Here is a 24,434-nt window from a genome sequence, read left to right as displayed (position 1 = left end):
ACCTGCCGCTTTTGTGACATCCGGGATGCCCGCGAGGTCTGGCGGCGTTCGGGGGCTCTGAGTCGCAGAAATACTTGGAATGCTGCGCTGTACCGCTTTCTGGACTTTGGCGGCGCAAGCGAGCTTGCTCGCGTATCAGGACGAGCGAGCCAAGGGACGCAATCTCGCAGAGATTGCAAGTACCCATATGCTCCTTCAAAGCCCTCCACCGCCCTCGCGTATCTGAGCAAGTACGTAAATGCCGGCAAAATCCGGGAACAGACGGACGAAAGGATACTGGGCTACACGCTGGGGTGCGGATAATATAATCCACGCACGACGCGATACCCGCCAGATACCCGCAGGGAAATGCTTACCTGAGGGCGGCTTTTTCTTGGGTCTTGAACTGATTGAATCGGGGCAAGAATTTATCCCAATCGATGGCGTGTCCGTCCAGCTCGGGGCCGTCAATACAGGCGTGTTTGCGCACCAGCTTGCCGGTTTCCGGGTCGTTGAAAGGCACCATGCAGGCTCCGCACATCCCGGTCGCATCAACCATAATCGAGTTCAGCGACGCCACGGTGGGCACGCCGTACTTCGCGGTCAGCAGGCAGACAAACTTCATCATAATCGGCGGGCCGATAGTGGTGATTTCCGCAATCTGGCGCCCGTCGCCGCGGCCGTCCCGCAGCATCTCTTCCAGCGGCAACGTCACCACGCCCTGACGCCCAAACGACCCATCGTCCGAGGTCAGCACCACATCTAGCAAATCCGGGTACTGGCGACGCAGCACTTCGACCCGCTCCGGGCTATCCCCGGTCGGGTCCCCGTCCGGGTCAGTCCAGAACAGCAGGTCGCGATTACGCGCCCCCAGCACCAGAGTCACGTGATTACCAAGCTCCAAGTGCTTACGCACAATCGGATAGGCGGGCGCTAATCCGACTCCACCAGCCACGAAGCACACGCTTTGGGTGGCCGGGTCGAAATGTTCCATCTTTGACGCCAAGCCCAGCGGCCCGGCAATCCCGTAAAACGCCTGGCCAACTTCCATCGCGCACATAATCTGGGTCGATTTGCCCACCGCTTGCACCACTATAGAAATCCAGCCTTGCTCCCGGTCGAAATCGGCTACGGTCAGGGGAATCAGCTCGCCTTTTTCGTGGGTCATGAACCGGGCGAACTGTCCGGGCTGCACCGCGCGGGCGACCGCCGGGGCGTGCAGTTTCATTTCCCAAGTCCGTTCCGACAGTTGGCGTTTCTCCAAGATTCGGTAGGCCGAGGCGGCGCTTTGCGTGTATTCCAAAGCGCGTTGCACCCGCTGGCGGACTTCCTCCGGTTCCAGGTGCACGGCCAGGTCCCCCATCTGGCGGGCGGCCGCTTGGCCGTCTCCGGCTGCCTTAATCGCGGTCGAGCCACCACGAGAAGCGTCTCCGCCGGAGTAAATCCCCTCCAGATTAGTGGCTTGCGAGGGGGTTTCGCCCGCCCCATCACCACCATCCGCTCCAGACGCGTCCGTACCAGCACCGCCGGCAGCCTCTTTCCCGACCTTGATAGCGCCCCACTGCTGCACCGCTAGGTCAGGCTGCGAATCACGAATAATCGGGTTGGAACTGTTACCGAGCGCCATAATCACCAGGTCAGCGTCCATTTCCAGGATTTCCCCGGTCGGCTGAGGCCGGCGCCGCCCGGACTCGTCAGGCTCCCCCAGCTCCATCACCCCCACGCTCGCTCCCGCGACATGGTGGTTTTCGTCCTCGTGGAACTCGGTGGGCGAGCGCAGCTCAGCCACGACAATGCCCTCTTCCAAAGCGTGATGCAGTTCCTCCACACGGGCCGGCATCTCGGCCTTGGTGCGCCGGTACACGATAGTGACGTGACCGCCCAAGCGCCGGGCGGTGCGTGCCGCGTCCATCGCCGTGTTTCCTCCGCCAATGACCAGGATTTCTTTCCCGGCGACTTCGGGTAGGGGCGTGTCATAGTCGGGCAGGTTCGCGTGCATCAGGTTTACGCGGGTCAGGAACTCGTTGGCGCTCATGACCCCGTTGAGGTGCTCGCCGGGCACGTTCATGAACTTCGGCAGCCCCGCGCCCGTACCGACGAAAATACGCCAAAAACCGGCCGCTTTCAGGTCGTCTAAGGTCGCGGTCTTGCCCACCACAAAGTTCGTCACGAAACGCCCTCCCAGCAGGCGAATCTTGTCCACCACGTCGTCGACCAGCTCGTTGGGCAGGCGGAACTCGGGAATCCCGTACTTCAACACCCCGCCCAGGGTGTGGAACGCCTCGAACACGGTGACCGGGAAACCCTGGTTCGCCAGCAAGAACGCGTTAATCAACCCGGAAGGACCCGAACCGACGATAGCAATCGGGGGCTTTTCCGCGGTCTGCCACGGGTCGGGACGGCCCTCGAAACGCTTGAGAATCGCCTCGTTGCCATGCACGATTTTCTCTCGCTGGGGCAAAAACCACTCCAACTGACCAATCTCGATCGGGCGCGCCTTGTGCACACACACCCCTTGACACTGCAGCTCCTGGGGACAAACCCGCCCGGTCACGTTCGGCAGCGGGTTCGACTCCTCTACGATGCGCAGCGCCCGGTCAAAATCGCCCTCCGCGATGGCCTGCATGACGTCGGGGATGTGGATCTGAACCGGGCAGCCGCCGACCTTCTTGTTCTTCAGGAACTCGCCCAGCTCGCACGGCCGGTCGGCGCAGTGCTTGTCGCGCACGGCCTCGAGCCAGACAAACAAATCGACCTCGCGCTGGGAATAGCCCTGGTTCAGATACCCCAAATACCCTTGCGTGACCAGGTCAAAGTCGTGTACCCGCTGGGAGGCCGGCCGCACGTAGGGGGCGACATGGTTAGCGGCGGGCCAGTTTTCGCTCAGCCCCGCAAACATCGGGTAGCGCTCGGACAGCCAGGTGTCAATCGCGCGGATAAACACCCGTTTCTTGCCCAGCGGCAGATTCCACAAGAAACGCATCATGATGCGCCCCACCGTGTCCTCGCGTTCCAGCAGCTCCCAAATTTTCAAGGTCATGGCCTCGGGCAGTTCCCCGGCGTCAAAAGCCGCGTGCAACTGAGCCAGGCCCTCGGCCACAAACATGGATTGAAACAGTTTCGGGTCGGCGTTAAACCGGCGTTCCAAAATGTTTAGCTGGACCGTGTTCGTCGTGTCAAGCATCGTTTTCCCCCTCCCTGGTTACAAGATGATTTCCGCGTCACAGTTCGCGACAACTTTCGCAATCCGGGCGCGCAGTTCGTCAGTCACTTCCACGCTTTCCAGCGAGCCGGGAATGAGCCGCGCCACCGGGGTGGGTTTGCCGTCAATGATTTCCGTGGACGCCTCGAAGTACTCAGGAATCTCTTGGTAGCAGGTCTTGCAGTCCGTGCACTGGGCGATTGTCGCTATGTCGTAGCGAAAGGGCGCGCCCGAGTCTGCCGGGGCGGCATCAGTCGCGGTTGCCCCGGAGGTGCCCCCTGCCGTGCTCGCTCCCCCGCCGAATCCGCCCAAGAACGGTAGCGGCGTCGTGGTCGTGCCGGTCGCGGCGACTTCTGCCATCGCTTTCGCGATGAGTTCAATGGTTTCTTCCTGCGACTTCGCGGCGGCGTCACGAGCTTCGGTCAGCTCCTTTTCCAGGTCGGTGTGCGCCTTGCGGGCCTCCGCCAGGTCTTGTCCGGCCAGGTATTGCAGGAAAGTCCAGTGTTCCCGGCACTGCTCGGTCAGTTTCACGATGGAGGGCGACACTTGGATTTTCGCCAAGCCTCCGTCCGCGCCGGTGGTATAGATAAACGGTGTAGCGGTTTCACGAGCGGCCGCGTCCATCTCTACATAGTCCGCCACCGTCGTCGGGTTTTCGGCGCTGTCCGGCAGCGGCCTAAAGTGTTTCTTAAACCGCAGCTCAGAGTAGGCAAAATCTGCCGGCGTGTAGGGCAGATCCATCAGCTGGGCGTTGCCGTCCGCGTCATGGTAGCTGAGCTTGTAGCTCGACCACAGCTTTTTCACATCCGGGTTTCCGTCAATGATGAAGCGGTCGCTGAACTCGCCGTGTGCCGGTTCGTGGACAAACAGCGGGCTGACACGCGATTTCACCGCCAAGCGGCTGTGTTCACTAGCCATGTCGTCCCCGATACCGTGTTCGGGCTGGCAGGGCGTGTACACGTCTATCAGCGCCGGGTAGTCGACCTGGGCCAGGGCGTGCGACACGTTCTTAAGGAAGTGTCCCTGGTAAGCCGTGGAGGTGGACACCACCAGGACGTTGGGGTGCATGGCCGCCAGCAGGCCCAGCTCTTTGCGCTGCTCAGACTTGCCTTTCAAGTATTTGCCGTAGCGGGACAGGTCCGCGTCCTGGCCTTCCAGGGAGGCCGTGGAGGCTTGGCCGCCCGTGTTGGAGTAGGCTCCCGTGTTCAACACCAGCATCTTCACCGGGGTGCCGGATGCCAGGATACGGCTCATCGCCCCGAAGCCGATGTCATAGGACGCACCGTCGCCGCCGATGGACATGACCGCGGGCATCAACGCGAGTTCCTCATCCGTGAACTGTTTCCATTCTGGAGCATCATTCGGAATGGCCGCGCCGGTCGCGCCAGCCAAAATGGCCCGGGCTTGCCGCAGCGCCAAAACGTCCATCGACAAATCGGCCGCCAGACCCTCGTAAATGCCTTTCGCCAGGGGCTGCGCGTCTTGGAACAGGCCGTTAACCCACGGCTGCTGGTAAGGATTGAACGGCGCGGTCGAGGCATAAACCGAGGAACACCCGGTCGAGTTTGCGACCACCGCGGCCGCCGGGCCCCGCCCTCCTGCCGGCCCTTCGTAACGGTACAGACGCTGCTCCAAACGCCCGCGCACCTGGTCAATCAGGGCACCCAGCTCAGCATCAGTGACGGTTTGGCGCTTTTCCTCCAGGGCCGCCACCAATTCCTCGAGTTCCTGGCGGTGGCGCGAAACCCGGCCGTTATTAATATCGTTGGCCAAAGCCATAGTTTGGCGCACGGCCGTGACTTCGCCACACCCGCGGCACGCCCCGTGCCCGCCGATGGTCGCGTAATAGTTGTCGCGGTCCAAGAAAATGCGCTTCAAATCCAGGCTGGGCCCGCCGTTCGGGTCGCTGAATTCAGCGGGAGAATTCGGCAGTTTTGTCAGGAATGCGAACCGCTGCTGGGCCTTGTCCAGCACCTCGTCGTCCTGGTCGGTGCCAATCAGGGCGTTCGGGCCGCACACCGCCACGCATTCCAAACAGCCGGTACACTTCCACGGGTCTACGGTCGCGCTAAACAGGACTCCCGCGCCGGGTTGGCGTTTTTCGGTGGAGTCAAAGAACGGTCGGGTGCGCGACACCGGGAAGGTCCGTAATGTGTCGGCCACCGCCGCCACCGCCGCGGGGTCGGCGTTTTGCGAGGTCGCAGCCGCGGTAAAGACGTCAGCGATTTCCGGGCGGTCCTTCGTGTCCAGCAACGCGGCACGCATCGCCCCGGCAATGGCGTCCACCTGCGATTTCAGGCTGGCACCGGCCTCGCCCGACTGATCTATCGCCGTCTGAAGCAAGGTGTCGATACCAAACACCGTGTTAGGGATCGCCCCGTCAGGGCAGGCCAGGGCACATTCCATACAGCCGGTACACAAGCTCGCCTCGAACACCGGGATGGTCCGGCGGAACAGACCCTTGTCCTTTGTAGCCGAGGACGCCGGGGGCAGGAAGTAGCCGGTGCCGGGGTAAACCGGAGCTTCGCTGATGGTGCCCTGGGCAAATGGTTCCGCCACGACCCGGTGGAAATAATCCCGGTCAAACAGCCCGGCAGTCAGCGCGCAACCGGTGGAGCCACGCTGGCACATCATGGCTGACAGGGAGGCGTCCAAAACTGGGCGAGCCTGGGCAGATTCGCCGCCCTGAGCCGCGCCCGCGTCACCAGACACACCCGGGTCGGCGTCGAGCTGTTCCCAATCGACCTTTTGCGTCGCGGCCGCCCCGTCCTTGACCACCGCCATATTCGCTTCCACAATCGCCGGGCCTTTCGCCCCGAACTTGTGCTCAATCTGTTCGCGAATCTTGGCCAACATATCCGCTTCGCTGGCCCCGGAAGCAATCCGGTCGACCTTGGTGGCGATAGCCCCGATGAAAGCCACGCCCATCATGCGGGTTTGCAGGCCCGGATCCGGGGCGTGCTTCAGCGCGACCCCGAACGCGTCGAGGATAAACAGGTTAATGTGCCGATCCCGAATGATTTGTTTCGCCCGGCGCGGCAGGCTCGCCCACAGCTCGGCGGGAGTTTTGTCAGACTGCAAGATGAACGTCCCGCCCTCGGCCAGACCCTTCAACGGGTTCGTGTGGGCAAACACCATATGATCCGGGCTGACCACAATCTCTACGTCCTCCAGCTCGGCGTTCGTAATCCTGATGGTTTCCGGGCTCAACGTGATGTAGTAGTTCGTGGCCGCCCCCGATTTTTCCGAACCGTACTTCGGGGCGGCTTTGCTGTGCAAGTGCAGCATTTCAGCCAAAATGTCGGCCAGCAGTTTGCCGGTCGCAATCGTGCCGTAGCCGCCCACCGAGTGGAATCGAATCCGCATCGCTTCCTTGGGCAGCAGGTCTTTCGGGTTTTCTTCCAGGTGAAGGGCCATTTTGGCGGTTTCCGGGTAGGCTTCGCGCAGCCGGTCCTGCATCGCCTTTTGTTCCCCGGTTGCGTCATCGGCAAAGAAGGTCGAGCCGATATAGAACTCGGGAGCCAGATCGCCGGCCTGCATCGCTTTGAACGTGGCGATGAGGTGGCGCGGCTGGACATCGTGGCCACCCAAGCCAAAGAATCCGGTGGACAGCTGGGGCATTTCCCCGGTTTTCACCGCCGGAATATTGGGGTAGCGCGCGGGCAGGTCACGCTTGGCGGCCCCCGCGTTTTGCCCGGCTTTCACCAGGGCGCCGTTGACGAACTTAGTCAAGGCCGCCTGGTCGGAACGCTCCAACACCGTCACGGCTTTCGCGCCCTTGAGAGCCGCCACCAACTCGGCCTCCGGGAACGGCTGCAACATGACAATCTGGACCAGACCGACCTTGAGACCCCGTTCCCGCAAGTACGGCAGTACCGCCCGCACGTCCTCGCAAATCGAGCCGACACCGACCATGATGAAGTCGGCGTCCTCGCAGTTAAAGGTTTTCACCGGGGCGTAATCGCTGCCGGTCAGGGCGTTATATTCGTCCATCGCCTGACGCACTAGGCGCGGCACGTCCGCCACAAAGTGGGTGCGGTGGTCGGCCACCCCGGCTTGGAAATCCGGCTGGTTTTGCACCGGCCCGGTCAAGCCCGGATTGTCCACATCCACCAGGGAGGGGATAAGTTTGCGGGTGCCTCGCGCCGGAGCGTTGACCCACTGGCGGCGCCACTTGGCGACTTCCGCCGCGGGCAGATGCCCCGCGATTTCTCGGTCAAATAGCTCCCCGCAGCAGTCATTTTCGATGGCGTCGGCGTTATCGGCGCAGTTCAGGAACGACCGCAGCGCCTCGAGGGAGGCAGGCGCCAGCACCGACCTTTTGCTCTCCAGGAACTGACCAAACTGGAAAACCCGACCTTTGGCACCAAACAAGATTTCCTGAGCGGCAGTGGGGCAGGGAATGTAGCCCTTGGGGTCGCCCAAGTATTCCTTAACCAGGTCGGCTTCCGGCAGGCGCGCTTCGCTCATCATGTGGGAAGTCGCGAAACCGTCCATGCAGTTCGCCACGGGAATCAAGGACAGCGACGAGGCGCGGTAAGAAATCAGCGCCAGGTTCGCGGCCTCCTCCGGGTTCGCCCCAAACAGGACCGTGTAACCGGCTGGGAGCAGGGCATATACGTCGTCGTGGCCGCCCATCACGTTCAGCGAGTGGCGGGAGACAACGCGCGCCGCGACCTGCAGCACGAAACCGCCGATGCGCTTGCCGACAGTGACATAATGTGACTCCAAGCCATAGAGGATACCTTGCGAGCTGGAGGCGTTCGAGATGAACTTACCGCCGGTCAGGGCCGCACCCATCGCCCCGGACTGGGCGGAGTGCTCGCCCTCCGGCTCAAAGAAGAAGGGGTGCTGGCCCCACACGTTCTTTTGACCTGCCGCCACCGCGGCTTCGAAGGTCTCTGAGATTTCCGTTGAAGGCGTGATGGGATAGCCGATGACACCCCCGCACACCATGTTCATTACGCGGGCAACCGCACCATTGCCGTTGATAACTTCCACTTTGCCGGGATATTTCGGCTGGTCTACCATTACAGATTCCTCTCCGATGGGGTGATTTAGGGATTGCGTGGCCGTGGCCCAGTGATTCGAATCCTACCCCGATTTTAGTAACATCTCTTTACCCGCGAGGCGACTCGGGGGGAGAGATTTTTTGCCCGTGGCCCCGGAAGTGTTCGGAATGCAAGGGTTGACGTGAATTGGCATTTAGGAAAGGTAGGAAACCAGGTATTTCACAAAGAACTCGGGGGAGGTACTTTCGGTGACGATGTCGCCGGGAATTTCCTGAGGCGCGCCTTTCCCAATAGCCCAGGTGCCCCGCCAGTGAATCCGGCAGGTAATCGCATAGCGGCCGACATGTTGATATTTGTGGGTGACCGTGCCGTTCGGCCAGGGCGCGCCCGCATCTGCGCCGGAATCCGTGGTTTCGCCGTCACCCCAATCCCACTCGAAGCTCGCGGGTTCAACTGAGATATTGACATCCTGGCCCGCTACGTTTTCCTGGAACTGTTGGGGGTCGACCTCGACATGGGCGTAGACATCCTTGCCCACAGCCACGTTGGCCGAAGGCGGCTCCATCGCCGGAGTCGGAGGCTCGATTTTTTCCTGGATTGATTCGGTCAGGGTTTCTTGGTCAATGGCCGCGGTGGCATTGCTCAAAAAGTCCAGGTCGTCGAAATAAATCGTATCCACGACTTTTTTTGTTTTCGGATCCGTCACCGTCAACGTGCTGAACTCCGGGTCATACTTGGTTTCCATGTCGACAATGTTGTAAGTGGGCTTCGGGGAGGAATAAGCGTAAGAGTCAGAACCGTAAGAATACGATGAACTGTGAGAACTGGTGGATCTGGTTTGGCCGGAAGAATCGGAGCCTGTTGCGCTCGAGTCGGTACCGGTGCTGGGGGAACTCGTCGACGTGAGAATCCCGGTGATAATGCTTCCAACCCCGCTGAAATCCCCGGTGAGCGCCTCTGCCGTGGTGACCCCAAAAATGGGGGTCGCCAGTACAAATGCCAGTGCAATCTTTTGTTTCCGCCTCACTTTTCCAAGCTACCGCGCGGGAAACGAGGTTTCCAAGCCGGTGCCCCGAGGGACTGGCGGCATCGGCCTGGGGATTTAGGGAAGGACAGGAAAACGAGGTGGGATTTGCCAAGTATTTTGCCAAGGTAAATTTTTAATTGGATTTATACGGGGAGAATCGCCGGGTAGCTGCCAATACTGGCAGCTACCCGGCTATTCTCCCCCTTTAGGCACAGGGTTGTGGGAAACAGGGTTTTCCACAGGTAATCTGAATCGGCGTTGATTTCGTTCCCAGCCGCACCGCAAGGTGGGGTTATGAAAACGAAAAACTATGGGGTTTACACGGCAAAACAGCTGCTCACAGGGTACACGAAGCGGCAAATTAAGGCTTTGGTTAAGGCCGGAAACCTGCGGCGAATTATGCGCGGCTGGTATGCCGGGCCGGATGCCGACCCGGATGTCGTCCGCGCGCTGGAACTCGGAGGTAGGCTGGGATGTCTATCCGGGTGCGCAAAGTATGGCCTCTGGGTTCCCTACCAAGCCAAAACACACGTAATCTTGCCGGGCAACGCCACTCTGCCCGCCGCGGAATTCACCGAATTCCACCGCTGCGCCACTCACCCGCACTCCCCCGTGTTTGACTTGGAAGACTGCCTGTACCAAGCCATGCGCCATCACGATGCCGAAACGGGGTTGATTGTGCTGGAATCGGCTCTGCAGCTGGGGCATATCGGCTACGACCAGGCGAAACATCTGGCATCGCGAGTACAAAAGGACAAAATGGCGACCTACCGGTTCCTCGACCGCGGGGCACAGTCTGGCAGCGAAACTCGGGTCAGGTTATTTTTCCAGCGCCGCGGAGTCAGCGTGCATACCCAGAACCGGACTGCGCCCGGATGGGTAGACTTGCTGGTCGGCAACTCGTGGATAGTGGAATGCGACGGGAGGGAGTTTCATGACAAACCCAACGCATTTGAGGTTGACCGCGAACGGGATTTGTCGAACACCGCCGCTGGATATCTGACTACCAGGCTGAGCTACCACCAGATTTGGCACGAATGGGAGAGCACGAGACAGAGGCTGAGCGCTATTTTGCACAGGCGCCGACACCGCGTTCCACCCAAGGTTTAAGGGCATCCCGGCGATTGGCAGGTGAATGTGTCGAAGGGTTGCAATACCGCTTGCAACTGGGTTGATGCTGGCAAAGGAGCTAGGAGCGGAGTCTGAGTCAGTTCTGGAGTTGGCGGTGGGGTTGACAATGGAGCCGGTGCTGTAATCGGCGCTCGAGTAGGCGCGGTCGAGCTGGAGTCGGCGCGGTCGAGCTGGAATACCAGGTGTCCGATAAAGTTAGCTGGGATTTCTCGATGTCGCTGGATTCCCTAGGATGCAAAGCCTTCAAAAAAGCTGGAATCCAGGGGTTTTACAGCGGTGCCAGCCGAAACTTCACAAGTGTAATTTTGGACATTTGGGGTATCGCGGCTGGAATTCTCGATTCCAGCCCTACTCGTCCGCGGCGGCACAGTGCCACAACCCTTGGAAATACGCCACATTTTTTCAGTCATACCGGTCCTCGGAACAGCGTTTCGAAGCGTCGAGATTTAGAAAAATGGCCAAAAATCACCCGCAGAATACCCATTTACAATAACGCACGGTTTTAATCTGGGATTATATGGGGAGAATAGCCGGGTAGCTGCCATTATTGGCAGCTACCCGGCTATTCTCCCCCTTTAGGCACATACCTGATGGTCAATACCCGCGTTTAAGTCCCGGCCACACCCCTCGCGAAGCTGCTCCCAGAGCCCTCAAAACGTCCAATGAGCCCCGAGTAGAATTGAAACTGACGCCGCCATACTGCCCCGCAATCGTTGAATCTGCGAGGTTTTTCAACGTGCCCCAGCGGCACTTTTCAACTCATCTGACCAAAATTCCACCCTTTATTACCCAGAAGAAGGGTTTTTTTGAAGATGAATTTGAAGAAGAAGTTTGTGATTGGTGCTGCTTCGGTGGCGCTGGTTGCTGGCATGGGTGGCGTGGCTGCTCCGGCGGCTGTGGCTGCTCCGTCTTTGCCTGGCTCGATTTCCGTGCTGGGTCGTTTGGCGGGCATGGATCGTGTGTCTACCTCCCTGGAAGTTGCGGCGCACGAGTTCGGCAAGCGTGATGGCAAGATTAACTCTGGCGACGTGTCTACCATGCGTTTCTATGATGATAAGCGTCCTACCCGTTTGTACATTGTGTCTGCGGCGGATGCGAACATGGTTGACGCGGCTGCGGCTGGTATGTTGAATGATGGCCCGATTGCTTTCGTGTACAACAACTCTTACGTGGCTTCCGCGGTTGGCCAGTTCTTTAGCAACCCGAAGCATGAGAACAATGGTTTCAATGCTATTGAGGAGGTTGTGGCTATCGGTGGCGAGGGTGTTATCAGCGATAACACACTGAAGGCTGTAAAGGATCAGATTCCTACGGTGACCACGACTTCCCGCTTGGGTGGCAAGGATCGTTACGAGACTTCCGTGGCTATCGCCGACTATATTTACAATCAGGATGTCGTGAAGAAGAACCCGGTTTACATGAACCGCGCATCTGACAGTGGTGTTCTGGGTACCATGTACATCGCTAACGGCGCGAATGACCACGTGGTTGATTCCATGGTGGCTGGCACCCTGGATGATGGTGTTATCGTGCTGGTAAATGCTGATGGGACTATCCCTGAGGTCGTGGCGGAGTTCATTAAGAAGACTTTGCCGGCTCAGTTCTCTGCTTTGGGTGGGGCTGCCACGGTTCCGGATAAGGCCATTCAGGACGCTTGGGTGATTAAGGCTCTGGCTAACAAGTGGGATTCGTCTTCTACGATTCCTAACCTGGACGAGAAGGTTAAGAAGCTGGACTGGCTGGTTAATGGTGGTGATAATGCAAAGACGAGCCCGACCATTGACATGGACGACAAGGTGAACTTCGGCGGTTTGAACTTTGTGGTAAAGATGGCTTCGACCCAGACTGCCCAGTGGAATCTGCATCTGTCCAACGCGCAGGCTCCGATTAAGACCTGGATGGCTGCTAAGGGTTACTCTTTCACTTCTGCTGATTTCAAGCACGATCAGCTGCAGAATCTGCAGAAGGTTTACGGCAAGACTGTGATTCCCGATGGAATTTCTGACGCGGACTTGGAAGGCTTCTTAAAGGCTGACAACGAGTCGAACGGTAAATTCACGGATGTAAACTGGGCGGCCATTGCTAACTCGACGGCTTACCAGAATCTGTTGAAGCCTGCCAAGAAGGACCTGGTTGATTTGTGGACTACTATCAAGCAGGATCCCACCTTGCACGCACAGTTGACTAACAAGGCGGCTATCGCTTCCCAGGTTTCCCCGTCTGATCCGGCTGGTCCTGACAACGCTACCTCTGTCGAGGATGCAGATGTTTACAAGGCCGTTCCGTTGGCTATGGTGGCTGAACTGGCTAAGTTCACTTATGACACTGATATGGAATGGCTCAAGCAGTCTCAGGCTCAGTTGGCTGAACTGCAGGGCAAGTTGAACAATGAGTTGGACAAGATTGCTCCGAAGACCGAACTGCGTCTGGGTGGTAAGGATCGTTTCGAGACCGCTCAACTGATCGCGAACAAGTGGGCCAAGAACTACGGCGCTCAGCTGTACAGCCGGGTCGGCACTACAAATAAGGTCAAGGATTGGCGTTTCTTTGAAGCATACGTAGCTAACGGTACTCGCCTGGCTGACTCCCTGGCCGCTGGCCAGTTGACTCAGGGCCCGATCTTGTTGGTGCGTGGTAACGAGGCTTCTGCCAAGGATCTGCCGGACTTCACCAAGGCTGTGGCTTCTAACCTGGTTTGCTGGTCTGACAAGACCCACAACCTGTCCGTGTACGGTATCGGCGGCACCGGTGTGCTAACTGACGCTGCCCTTACCTCCATCGTGGATCAGGCTGTGACCGGCGCTAACTGCGCTGTCGGCAAAGATAGCAAGATTGCTACCACTGCTGCCAAACTGAGTCTCGATACCGCTGATGCGGACATCACGACTGGCACCACGGATACCGCGAAGATCAAGATTGATAACTACGATGCTGACGTAAACTACACGGTCACCGTGTACCCGGCTTCCTTGAATGCGACGGGTACTCACGCTACCGAAGGGTTGACCTTCACCGTGGCTCAGACCGGCGACACCATCACTGTTACTGCTGCCGAAGGAACTGGCGATCCTGCCACTCCGACTACCGGTGCAGTAATCAAGGGTGCAGTGACTGTGACTGTAGTCGCGTCTAAGGCTGGAACCATTTCCGGCACGACCACTCAGCAGGTCGAGGTTGACGTTACCAAGCCCTAACAGGTTTCGTTAGGTAAAACTTCATAAAAGTCTGGCCCCGGTAGGTAACTACCGGGGCCAGACTTTTATGAAGTTATCTTTGAAACCGTAAAGGTTTCAGTTAGGTTAGTTAGCCTTCACGGTAACGTCGACGGTCTTATCGGCGTAACCGGGCGCGCTCATCTTAACCTTCCAGGTGTAAGTACCAGCGTTAGCCGCACCAGCGCCGTTGCCGCCGGTCAGAGTAATCGTGCCAGCATTGCTATCAATGGCGGCGGTCACGTTAGCAGCAGTGGCACTACCGGTGTAAGACGGGGTATTAGAGACCAAGGCGTAGGTAACGCCGGAGGTCGGATCGGTCGGAGCAGCGAACTGAATATTCGCAGTGCTGAATGCTGCGGAATCAGCAACCTCAGCCTGAGCCGTCCAGGTACCACCCACGATGGTCTTAGCATCAGGGGTCTTGACCTTGCATACGGACTTGGTGCCGATGAGGTCGACCATGGTGGACAGGACGTCGTCGGAGACTACGCCTTCACCACCGATAGCGGAAACCTTGATCGGTTTACCGTTCCAGCACAGCAGGTGGGTAGCCACGTTAGTGGTGAACTCAGGAATCTTGGTGTCGTTACGCACCAGAAGGATCGGGCCACCAGTCAGCTGACCAGCCGCGAGGGAGTCAGCCAGACGAGTACCGTTAGCCACGTAAGCCGCCTCGACCACATGGTACTTAGAGAACCAGTTAGCAATCAGCTGAGCGGTCTCGAAACGATCCGCACCACCGAAACGCTGCACGGTCTTCGGGGCAATCTTATCGAACTCGGTACGCCATTCAGCCTTCAGAGACGCACGCTGCTTTTCTACCGTGTCCAACCACTTCTTGTCATTGTCCAAAGTGTACTTAGCAACTTCCGCAATCTGAGCAAACTGATTAGTCACACCCGAGGCAGCCGTCTTGTGCTTTTGGGAAGCTACCGCAATCGCATCGGCGATAGTGCCCTGATGCTTCTCATCAGCCCAAACCTTGTCCAGCTCATCGGTAGCCTTCTTGACAGCATCCTTGTAAGTCTGGGTCGCCTCGATAGCCTCGTAGTTCACGCTCTTAGCCTTCTTATTAGCATCAAGGTTATAGAACTTCGGGTCATCTGTAACGACACCGGTACCGTACAAGTTCTCCAGGTTAGTCTGGATTCCGGCGTAAGCCTCCGCAGGGGTTTTACCCGTGTTGTTCACAAACCAGTTAGAAATCTGCTGTTTCTCATTAGAAACTGCGTTAGCCCAAGAATCGTAGTTAGCCGAAGCAGCCTCAACTACGTGCTTCAAACCACCGAAAGTAGCCTTATCAGACAGGTTAGTGCCGGTCTGATCCTTCACGCCATCAATCAGGAAGTTCAGCTCGTCAATCTTTTCACGCAAGTTAGGAATGCTGTAAGAGGTCTCCCACTTGTTACCCAAAGCCTTGATAACCCAGGCCTCGTTCACGGTCGCGTCACTCACAGCACCGGTACCACCCAGAGCAGAGAACTGAGTCGGCAAAGCCTTCTTAATGAACTCAGCCACGACCTCAGGAATCTTACCATCAGGCTGAACCAGCAGGATAGCGCCATCGTCCAGAGTGCCAGCCACCATCGAGTCAACCACGTGCTCGTTAGCGCCGTTAGCCAGGTAAGCATTCATCAAGAAGTTACCAGAACCAGAGGTACGGTCAGCGAAGCTCTTATCACCCTTGATGGACTGGGTGTAAATGTAGTCAGCAATCGCCACGGAAGTCTCGTAACGATCCTTACCAGCCAAACGAGAAGTCTTCTTAACCTTCATCGCGTCCTTGACCGCGTTCAAAGTGCTATCCGAGATAACACCATCGCCGCCAATAGCCACAACCTCTTTAATCCCAGCAATATTCGCCGCGACGTCCTTACCAACAGCAGTAGCCACGTAAGAGTTATTGTAAACAAACACAATCGGGCCATCAGTCAACATACCAGCCGTAGCCGCGTCAACCATGTTCCCATCAGCAGCGGAAACAATGTACAAACGTTCCGGAGCCTTCGTGCCAAACTCAGCCTTAGCAACCTTCAACGAAGTCTGAACACGATCCAAACCACCGAGACGCTCCAACTTCATGATGGAACCCGGCAAAGAGGTATCAGCCACAGCCGCCGGAGCAGCTACGCCACCCATGCCAGCAACCAGCGCCACCGAAGCAGCACCAATCACAAACTTCTTCTTCAAATTCATCTTCAAAAAAACCCTTCTTCTGGGTAATAAAGGGTGGAATTTTTTAAACCACCCAGGTGATCCAGGACGGAAGCACCCGGGAAAAGTTTACACCACCCAAGTGTTCTGTCAATAATGCGAGAGGCCTTGAGTCGCGTTTTTACGCCACTTTCGAGCCTCACGCTTCCGGGATTTCCCGGAACCAAGGAACCATCCGCACCTCATGACTGTTTGTCTCGAGCCACGTTGGCACCTTGCTAACACCCTGTATATGTAAAGGCTTCGAGCAATCTTACACGAAACCTCGAAAATCGAGTGTGATTTAGGTCACATATGTGGGTTCAGAGCAGGGCTACCCGACACGAGTGACCAATTTCACCGCCTACGTGACCTGGCTCCCGGACCGAAAAACGCCGCTACCTGCGACTTTGTCGAAACCCCTGCGGGCAATCACCCGAAATCCCAGGCGAAATCGGTCATTCGTGCAACCCCCTGACTAAGTAACGCTGTATTGGTTCCAAGAACCGACCGCTTATCACGTCGTTATACGTAAAACGCATGGTGTTGAAACCGCGCAGCAATGCTTCTCGGGATCGAGCGCGATCTTTGTCAAACTCGGCACGACCGCAGTGGTATTCGTAGCCATCAAATTCCACGATTAGGTTCCCGATTAAAAAATCCACCTCACCTATGCCTTTTAACGTCACCCCCGTTTTAACTTCCGCGTCGAGCCGCTCCCGCAACTGTAAACGGCCGACTGTTTCCAGTGGCGACCGGGCTGCGGCATCGCAATCCTTTAGGGCTGCCTGAATCGCTGAGCGACGAAGGTGAGCGGCGGCATTTTCCAGAATCTCGCGATTTACCAGGCGTTTGTTTAAAACCGAATCCAGTAGCACCACTCTCTCCAGATGGGTTTGCACACATTGTAAAGCTCGGAGAGTCGCGTGAATCGGGCTCGATAAATACGGGCTGGAATAACAATCTTCCGCATGGGGTTCTCGGCAGTCCGCCGGCAAGACCTGCCAGTATCTACTTTGCGGGGAATTCAGCCATTTCTCGCGATGCAACACGACCTTGCTGGAATGGCGACTGTGGTAGTCCTTACTCACTGCCAAGTGAATATGCTCAGGATGCTCCCAAAGACCAACCCCCATTATTTCTAAGGCGCTCACACAAGTCAGACAGCCTCCATGAACAAATGCCGCAACGACTCGAGAATCAACAGACGGTAGAAATAGCGTGCTGCGTCCTTGGCGCAGAACCAGTTCCGACTCTAACGCACGTTTGACTTTCTGCCTGCTGGTGGCTTTGATTGCTGCACCCATCGTGGTTACCCCACCCTGGTCTTTCAAATAATCCTGCACCGTGTCACTCATGCATTTGATGATGGTACATATTGTTAGATTATGCAAGTAAGTTTTTGCTACTTGTGGATAACTTATATTATGGGCAGATTAGCGATTTCCTCGCAGCTTTCAATGGCAAGCAACGCCCGATTTGCACTGTTGCTTGCACAAACGACCGATTTCACCGCCCTCGTGACCTGGCTCCCGGACCGCAAATCGCTACTAACTGCGACTTTGGTGAAACCCACGCGGGCAATCATCGAAATTTCCCAGCGAAATCGGTCATTCGTGCACCTACCTCGAGAATCGAGGCTTCACATTCCCCGGAGAACCGAACGGGAGGCCCGACGTGTAAAACAGTTTTACACGTCAGAAAAACGTGTAAAGAAATTCGGAAATTCTTTACACGTTGCTCCAAACGCACTGGTAGTACCCCACAACCACTGCGCACGCACAACGCCGGCCCGCCGCTATCGCTCATATTTCAACAAAAAGTCCCAATTTTATTGACGGATCTGACACTTTGATATAGCCTTGTTGTATAGTTCCCCGTCGTCTTCGGACTGGCGGGGTTTACTCTTATCGCAGGGGAATCAGATGAAATCTATGGCCGTAGTAATTGATTACCAAAACGTCCACATGACGGCCGCTGATGTTTTTCTTCCCAATAGTCCAAAAGAGGACGCGCTGATTTCACCTTTGAAATTTGGACAACGACTCGCTGCGGTCAAAAACGCTTCACTGCAAGACCCTAATGATCATGTCAGACTAGCGCGTGTAGACGTGTTTCGTGGTCTGCCCCTAAGGGAAGATCCCAAAGAGGGCTATCGGCGCAACCAGGCACAAAAATATTACTGGGAGCAAGAGGGTAACGGAATCGTTCAAGTGACCTTAAGGCCACTGAAATACAAGAATGAGTACATTGACGGTAAGAAGCGGCCAATATGGAGTTCAGCACAAGAAAAAGGTGTAGACGTGCTGTGCGCTCTCACGCTTTGCCGACTGGCACGAAGCGGCAACTACGATGTGGTCGTGCTCGCTTCACGAGATACAGACCTAGCTCCGGCGGTTGACGAAGCGTACTCTTATGGGATGGCAAAGATAGAAACCGTCAAATGGTTTTCACCTACAGTCAAATGGACACAGGGGTCAATCCGCACCGAACACCGGATTTGGACCACCTCTATGAATGAAGATGACTTCCGGGCTTCCCTCGATACACGGACGTATCAATAGCCACACCGCTCATTGGTGTACACGGAGTTTCCCGGCGCAACACTCTCGTGAAACGAAAACCTACCGCGGGCGAGCGGAATTCCAATCATTCGGCTCCCACGATGGTCGCCGCAACGCCCTTGTGAACTGAACCCCTAGCGCGGGCGGTACGGGTTATCCTCGGCGGGGCGCAGAATCACGACCCCCAGCGGGGGAATGCGCAAAGACACAGAACAGGGCCGGTTGTTCCAGGGAATCTCTTCGGCCGTGACCTGGCCCAAGTTGCCCACGCCGGAACCGCCGTAAACTTCGGCGTCCGTGTTTAGCACCTCGTCCCACTTGCCGGCAAACGGCAGGCCGACCCGGAACGGATCGTGGGGGTTGCCGCTAAAGTTCGCCACTACCGCCAACAGATGGCCCGAATCAATCCCCGAGGGGTCCGATTCCGCCACGGAGCGGCGCAGATAGGTAATCAAATTGTGGTCGGCATCGCTGGGCTCAATCCACTCGAACCCGCGATAATCATCACACCACAGCGCCGGGTTGGACACATACAGGTGGTTCAAATCGGTGACCAGCTGGCGAATCCCCTGATGCTCGGGAATGTCCAAGTGCCACCAATCCAGGGACGCCCCCGAATTCCATTCCGCGCCCTGGCCAAACTCGGAGCCCATGAAGATGAGCTGCTTGCCCGGATGCGTCCACTGGTAAGCAAACAGCAGGCGCAATCCGGCCAGCTGGCGCCAGTAATCGCCGGGCATCTTTGACAGCAGGGAGCCTTTGCCATGCACGACCTCATCGTGGGACAGCGGCAGGACAAAGTTTTCTGAAAACGCGTAGACCAGGCTAAACGTCAGCTCGTTGTGGTGCCACTTGCGGTTGACCGGGTCCTCCGCCAAGTAGCGCAGAGTGTCGTTCATCCAGCCCATGTTCCACTTGAAACCAAAGCCCAGGCCGCCCTCGGAAGTCGGCTGGGTGACGCCGGGCCACGCGGTCGATTCCTCGGCAATCATGACGGTACCTGGGCAAACCCGATAGCAGGTCGCGGTCACTTCTTGCAGCAGGCTGATGGCCTCGAGGTTTTCCCGCCCGCCATACTGGTTCGGGTGCCACTGGCCCTCTTTGCGTGAATAATCCAGGTAGAGCATCGACGCCACCGCGTCCACCCGCAGGCCGTCGATATGGAACTCCTCCATCCAGTACAGGGCGTTGGCGACCAGGAAGTTCTTCACTTCGCGCCGACCGTAGTTGAACACCAGCGTCCCCCAGTCGGGGTGCTGGCCGCGCTGCGGATCGGGATCCTCATACAGGGCCGTGCCATCAAACCCGGCCAGCGCCCAGTCGTCCTTGGGGAAGTGCGCCGGAACCCAGTCCAAAATGACGCCAATCCCGTTCTGGTGCAGCACATCGACCAGGTAGCGGAAGTCGTCAGGCGTGCCGAAGCGGGCGGTCGGAGCGAAGTATGACGTGCACTGATACCCCCAGGACGGTCCGAACGGGTGTTCCGCCACGGGCATGAACTCCACGTGGGTAAAGCCCATTTCCTTAACGTAAGGCACCAGGTGTTCGGCCAGGTCACGGTAGCCGTAGCCCTCTTTCCAAGACCCGACATGGCATTCGTAGATACTCATCGGCTGGGCGTGAATCGGGTGTTCCTCCACGTTGGCGGCGCGCTGTTCCATCCATTCGTCGTCGCTCCAGGTGTGGAATTTGTCGGTAACGACCGAGGCGGTAGCGGGGGGGATTTCAGTAGCGCGAGCCATCGGGTCGGCCTTTTGCCGCCAGTTCCCGTCCGGGCCTTTGATGTCGTACTTGTAGCGCGCCCCAATCTCGACACCGGGAATGAACAGCTCCCACACACCTGACGCGCCGAGGCTGCGCATCGCGCACCCCGACCCGTCCCAAAAGTTGAAGTCCCCCACGACCTTCACCGCTTGTGCGTTCGGCGCCCACACCGCGAACGCCACGCCCTTTACGACCCCGAGCGGACCCTCGTACTCCTTAATATGTGCACCCAAAACGTCCCACAGACGCTCGTGACGGCCTTCGGAGATGAGGTAGGTGTCCATTTCGCCCAAGGTCGGCAGGAAGCGGTAGGGGTCGTCCCCCAGCACTTCTTGGTCGCCGTAGGTCACTTTCACACGGTAGTCTTCGACTTCGGCGTGCGGGATGACGGCCACCCACACCCCGTCCTGTTCGTGTTCAGCAGGGAATTCGCCGTGCTCGGTGACGATGGTGACGCTTTGCGCCATGTGACGCACGGTGCGGATGGTGACGTCCTCACCGTCCGAGTGCGGTCCCAGCACCGAGTGCGGGGAGTAGTAATTCGCGTAGGCGACCTGGTTCAAAAGTTCCGGGGAAACGGTGATTTTAGCCATGGGGTAATTCTTTCATATTTTGCTAGGCGATGTTTTGGGTTCAGTCGGGAATGGGGCTGAAGCTGAGAATATGTCCGGGGCCGGTATAGGGATTGAGCTGGACAAAATTATCCCGTCCCCAGGTATATTCCCCGCCGGTCAGTTCATCGCGCACCACGAACAGGCGCTGCCCCTCGCTGGGCGCGGCCAGCTCCGGGAACTCCTCCGGGCACAACCCTAGTGACGGCAAATCCAGGTGCACCCAGCCGGTTTGGGTGTTATGCGGGTCGAGGTTCACGATGACCAGCACCGTATCCGCCCGGCCGGTCGGGGAATGCGCGGCATCAATATGCTTGGAAAAAGCGATGATGGCATCGTTTTCAACAGCGTGGAACTTGATGTTGCGCAGCTGCAGCAGCGCCGGGTGAGAGGATCGAGCCGCGTTCAAGGTGCGCAGCAGGGAGGCGATGCCGTACTTGTCACGCGCCGCCCAGTCATAGACTTTCACCTCGTACTTCGGGTTGTCGATGACTTCCTCGACCCCGGGACGCTGCACGTGTTCGCAAAACTCGTAGCTACCCCCGAGGATTCCCCAGGTCGGAGCGGCCGTGGCCGCCAGCAGGGCGCGGGCTTTGAACGCCCCTACCCCGGCCGTCATGTAGTCGGTCAAAATGTCTGGGGTCATGGGGAACAGCGCCGGGCGCAACACGTGGGCCGTTTCATAAGCGAGTTCCTCAAAGTATTTGGTCAGCTCGGTCTTGGAGTTGCGCCACGTAAAGTACGTGTAAGACAGGTGGAACCCCGCTTTTGCCAGCCCGCGCATCACCGCCGGAGCGGTGAACGCCTCGGAGAGCATGACCACTTCGGGATGGGTTTGGTGCAGGTCAGCCGCCAAGCGCTGCCAGAACCGCACCGGCTTCGTGTGCGGGTTATCCATGCGGAAAATCGTGACCCCGTGGTCAATCCAAAACTCGATCACCCGCCGGATTTCGGTATACAGCCCGTCCGGGTCGTAATCAAAGTTCAGGGGATAAATGTCCTGGTATTTCTTTGGCGGGTTCTCGGCGTAGGCAATCGAGCCGTCAGCCCGGGCCGAAAACCACTCGGGGTGCGACTTTACCCACGGGTGATCCGGGGAACACTGCAGGGCGAAGTCCAAGGCAATCTCCAGGTGATTACGTTTCGCCTCCGCCGCAAACTCGTCAAACGCCTCAATCCCGCCCAAAGCCGGGTCGACCGCGTCATGCCCGCCGTCCTCGTTACCAATCGCCCAAGGCGAGCCGGGATCGTTTGGTCCGGCCTCAAGGGCGTTGTTGCGCCCTTTGCGGAAAGCATGCCCAATCGGGTGGACGGGAGTGAGGTAAATGACATCGAAACCGTCAGCGGCAACCTCGGGCAGAATCTCGGCGGCCGTGCGCAAAGTCCCCGGCACGATCTGGCCGTCCGACCCGTAATAGGACCCGATGGAACGTGGGAAGATTTCGTACCACGCTCCGGCCACCGAACGCGCCCGGTCCACCCGCAGCGGGCACAGTTTCGTGCGCGTCACCAAATCCCGCAGCGGATTTTCCGCCAAAATGTTTGCGACCAGCTCATTTGTGGCGGCCGACAGACGCACCTTGGGACGGCGCTTTTTCTCGCGCAAGCCCGCAATCGCACCCTGTAGCACCGCCGCGTCAGCCGCGGGCAGCGGGGCGGCGGGAGCGGCCGTGTCACGAGCCGAACCGTAGGCCGGTTTCGCCTCACCCGCAATCGCACGTTCGAGCAGGCGGGCGCCTTCCTCCAGGGTCAGTTCCACGTCAATGCCCGCCGAGATTTTCACGTTGGCGTCATGCACCCAGGTTCCATAAGGGTCAATCCAAGACTCGACCGCAAACGCGTAACGTCCCACGGTGCCGGGTTGGAGCCAGGCTTCAAACTGGTTTTCACCAGTGCCGATTTCATACATCCGGGCGCGGTCCACGACTTCCCAAGCGGCCGGATCCCCCGGGTCGGGAGCGCCCTCGGGGCTGCCCGCCGGAGCATAGAGGTCATAGCCCCCTTCGCCGCGGCGTTTCGGGTCGGTGGGGCGCAGCAGCACCGCGTCGGCGCCGAAGTGGGAATGCCCGTCGACAAACACGGTGGCGTGGACTGGGAACAGCTCGCCGACCGCGGCTTTTGCCGGGAATAGCCCGTCCTCTACGGTGGGACGCAGTTCGGTGACTGACACGCGGTTTAGTTCCGCGTCCGCAGGCAGGTGGTAGAGGTTCGCGAGGGTTGCCGGGGTTGCCGGAGTTTTGGCTGCGGCGGCTGGGGTTTCGGGGGTTTTAGCGGCCGCCGCGGGAGCCGGTTTCTTCGTTGATTTCGCGGAGCTTCCCGAGGACTTTGCCGCGGGTTTTGTGCCAGAAGTCCGGGTCTTGCGGGCGGCAGTCGGCTTACTCGGCTTGTCAGCCGGGGGCTTCGCCGCCGGCTTCGTGGCCGGACGAGTGTTAGCAGTGGAATGACGCCCGGGTTTCTTGGCGTCGGAATTGCCCGTAGAGTTCGTCGTTTCGCTCACGTCTAAATCTTAAAGCATAACCACAGAATTTATATTCATTGAATGTGGGGCATTTACAGCTTTAGTAAAGCCCAAGGTAGCACTCGGGTCGAACCAGCGCACCGGCACCCAAAGAGACTGAATCACCCGGGAAACCCGGCGCAACACGCTTGTGAACCCGGCGAAAACCCAACTCACCGACTTCATGAGCTAACCGAAAATCCCACCGCCACTCCCTTGTGACCCTAAACAGTGACTCCCAAGAAGTGGCCGACCCCGCCGGTGATAATCATCGCCAGGGCGCCCCCGACCATGACCCGGATGACCGCGCGCAGCCGCGGGGCCTCGCCGCGCCACGCCGAAAGCCAGCCGACCAGCGCTAACGCGACCATCACCATGACGAATGTGGCTTGGATTTTCCACGAGCCGCTGAACAGCAGAATCGCCAGCAGCGGCACCAGCGCGCCGACCGTGAAGGACACCGCCGAGGAAAACGCCGCCGCCCAGGGGGAAGTGAACTCCTCGGAACTCAGGCCGTAATGGGCCTGGACGTGGGCCTCTACCGGATCGTGGGCGGAGTATTCCTGGGCGACCAGGGTTGCGGTCTGGCGGGTCAGGCCCTTTTCGATGTAGTTTTCCACCAGGCCCTGGAATTCTTTTTCCGGGTCCTCGGCAATCAGGCGGCGTTCCTTTTCCACCACTGCTTTTTCCGTGTCGCGCTGGGTGGAGACCGAGACATATTCGCCCGCCGCCATCGACAGCGCCCCCGCGACCACGGCCGCGATGCCGGCGGTCGCGATGGCGGTCGTGTTTTCCGGGTTCGCCGCCGCCACGCCCACAACCACGCCCGCGGTCGAAACAATGCCGTCATTGGCGCCTAAGACTGCAGCTCGAAGCCAGTTTAGGCGCGAGGAAGTCGCCGCCGACTTGTCGTGTTTTGCGTCCGGTTCGTTCGGGTTATCAATCGGGTTATCGATTGGGTCTTCGATTGGGTCTTGGCCCGGGTTTTGGCTCGACTGTTCGCTCAAGGTGCGTCGCCTCCCTTGTCCCGTTCGGTGCTGAGTTTACTGTTTCAAGTTACGAGGTTTTCGGCTATATTTCAACGAATCTAAGGCTTGCCTTGGTTAGGCGCGGCTATGTCTAGGAGGGTTCGAGGGGACGCGCCGAGGGCTACGGGGAATGCCGGGCAGGGCGACCCCGGGCCGAGCGGACGAGGCGGGCCACACCGGTCAGGCGCGGCGGCGAACCCAACCAAAGCCC

General features: G+C 58.4%; 11 protein-coding genes. 3 read left to right on the top strand and 8 right to left on the bottom strand.

The window, feature by feature from the left end; genetic code table 11:
* Positions 1–352: 352 nt before the first annotated feature.
* The 3 genes from SPI05_RS00715 to SPI05_RS00705 all read right to left on the bottom strand — a co-directional run bounded on the left by SPI05_RS00715 (position 353) and on the right by SPI05_RS00705 (position 9,220).
* Positions 353–3,163 carry a sulfide/dihydroorotate dehydrogenase-like FAD/NAD-binding protein gene (locus SPI05_RS00715; RefSeq protein ID WP_321075230.1) on the bottom strand — a complete coding sequence of 937 codons (2,811 nt, stop codon included), beginning with the start codon at positions 3,161–3,163 and terminating at the stop codon, positions 353–355.
* Positions 3,164–3,181: 18 nt separating this feature from the next.
* Complete coding sequence (locus SPI05_RS00710; RefSeq protein ID WP_321075228.1) at positions 3,182–8,212, bottom strand: 2-oxoacid:acceptor oxidoreductase family protein; 5,031 nt, start codon at positions 8,210–8,212, stop codon at positions 3,182–3,184.
* A 174-nt stretch (positions 8,213–8,386) separates the two neighbouring features.
* On the bottom strand, positions 8,387–9,220 hold the full coding sequence (locus SPI05_RS00705; RefSeq protein ID WP_321075222.1) for a hypothetical protein: 834 nt from the start codon (positions 9,218–9,220) through the stop codon (positions 8,387–8,389).
* A 294-nt stretch (positions 9,221–9,514) separates the two neighbouring features.
* On the opposite strand from SPI05_RS00705, the gene SPI05_RS00700 reads away from it, so the two are divergent.
* The gene (locus SPI05_RS00700; protein ID WP_321075219.1) at positions 9,515–10,330 is read left to right on the top strand and encodes a hypothetical protein; all 816 of its coding nucleotides are present in this window, start codon (positions 9,515–9,517) and stop codon (positions 10,328–10,330) included.
* An 833-nt stretch (positions 10,331–11,163) separates the two neighbouring features.
* Entirely contained in the window at positions 11,164–13,545 is a 2,382-nt protein-coding gene (locus SPI05_RS00695; protein ID WP_321075346.1) for a cell wall-binding repeat-containing protein, read from the top strand.
* A 105-nt stretch (positions 13,546–13,650) separates the two neighbouring features.
* Here SPI05_RS00695 and SPI05_RS00690 read toward each other — a convergent pair whose 3' ends face one another.
* Both SPI05_RS00690 and SPI05_RS00685 read right to left on the bottom strand, forming a co-directional pair.
* Positions 13,651–15,762, bottom strand: coding sequence for a cell wall-binding repeat-containing protein (locus SPI05_RS00690; RefSeq protein ID WP_321075345.1), 2,112 nt, complete (start codon positions 15,760–15,762; stop codon positions 13,651–13,653).
* A gap of 455 nt (positions 15,763–16,217) precedes the next feature.
* Complete coding sequence (locus tag SPI05_RS00685; RefSeq protein ID WP_321075217.1) at positions 16,218–17,117, bottom strand: hypothetical protein; 900 nt, start codon at positions 17,115–17,117, stop codon at positions 16,218–16,220.
* Positions 17,118–17,684: 567 nt separating this feature from the next.
* Between SPI05_RS00685 and SPI05_RS00680 the strand changes: the two genes are divergently transcribed.
* The gene (locus SPI05_RS00680) at positions 17,685–18,323 is read left to right on the top strand and encodes an NYN domain-containing protein (protein ID WP_321075216.1); all 639 of its coding nucleotides are present in this window, start codon (positions 17,685–17,687) and stop codon (positions 18,321–18,323) included.
* A 134-nt stretch (positions 18,324–18,457) separates the two neighbouring features.
* Here the strand turns inward: SPI05_RS00680 and glgB are convergent, their stop codons facing one another.
* The 3 genes from glgB to SPI05_RS00665 form a co-directional block, all read right to left on the bottom strand.
* Positions 18,458–20,680, bottom strand: coding sequence for a 1,4-alpha-glucan branching protein GlgB (glgB, locus tag SPI05_RS00675; RefSeq protein ID WP_321075214.1), 2,223 nt, complete (start codon positions 20,678–20,680; stop codon positions 18,458–18,460).
* 40 nt (positions 20,681–20,720) lie between these two features.
* Positions 20,721–23,195 carry a maltotransferase domain-containing protein gene (locus SPI05_RS00670; RefSeq protein WP_321075212.1) on the bottom strand — a complete coding sequence of 825 codons (2,475 nt, stop codon included), beginning with the start codon at positions 23,193–23,195 and terminating at the stop codon, positions 20,721–20,723.
* Between the two features lie 224 nt (positions 23,196–23,419).
* The gene (locus SPI05_RS00665; RefSeq protein WP_321075211.1) at positions 23,420–24,202 is read right to left on the bottom strand and encodes a VIT family protein; all 783 of its coding nucleotides are present in this window, start codon (positions 24,200–24,202) and stop codon (positions 23,420–23,422) included.
* Positions 24,203–24,434 lie beyond the last annotated feature (232 nt).

It is taken from the genome of Mobiluncus sp. (genome assembly GCF_034180645.1).
Lineage (GTDB): Bacteria > Actinomycetota > Actinomycetes > Actinomycetales > Actinomycetaceae > Mobiluncus.
The sequence above is the reverse complement of the archived record's forward strand: the minus strand, read 5'-3'. Positions and strand labels throughout refer to the sequence as shown.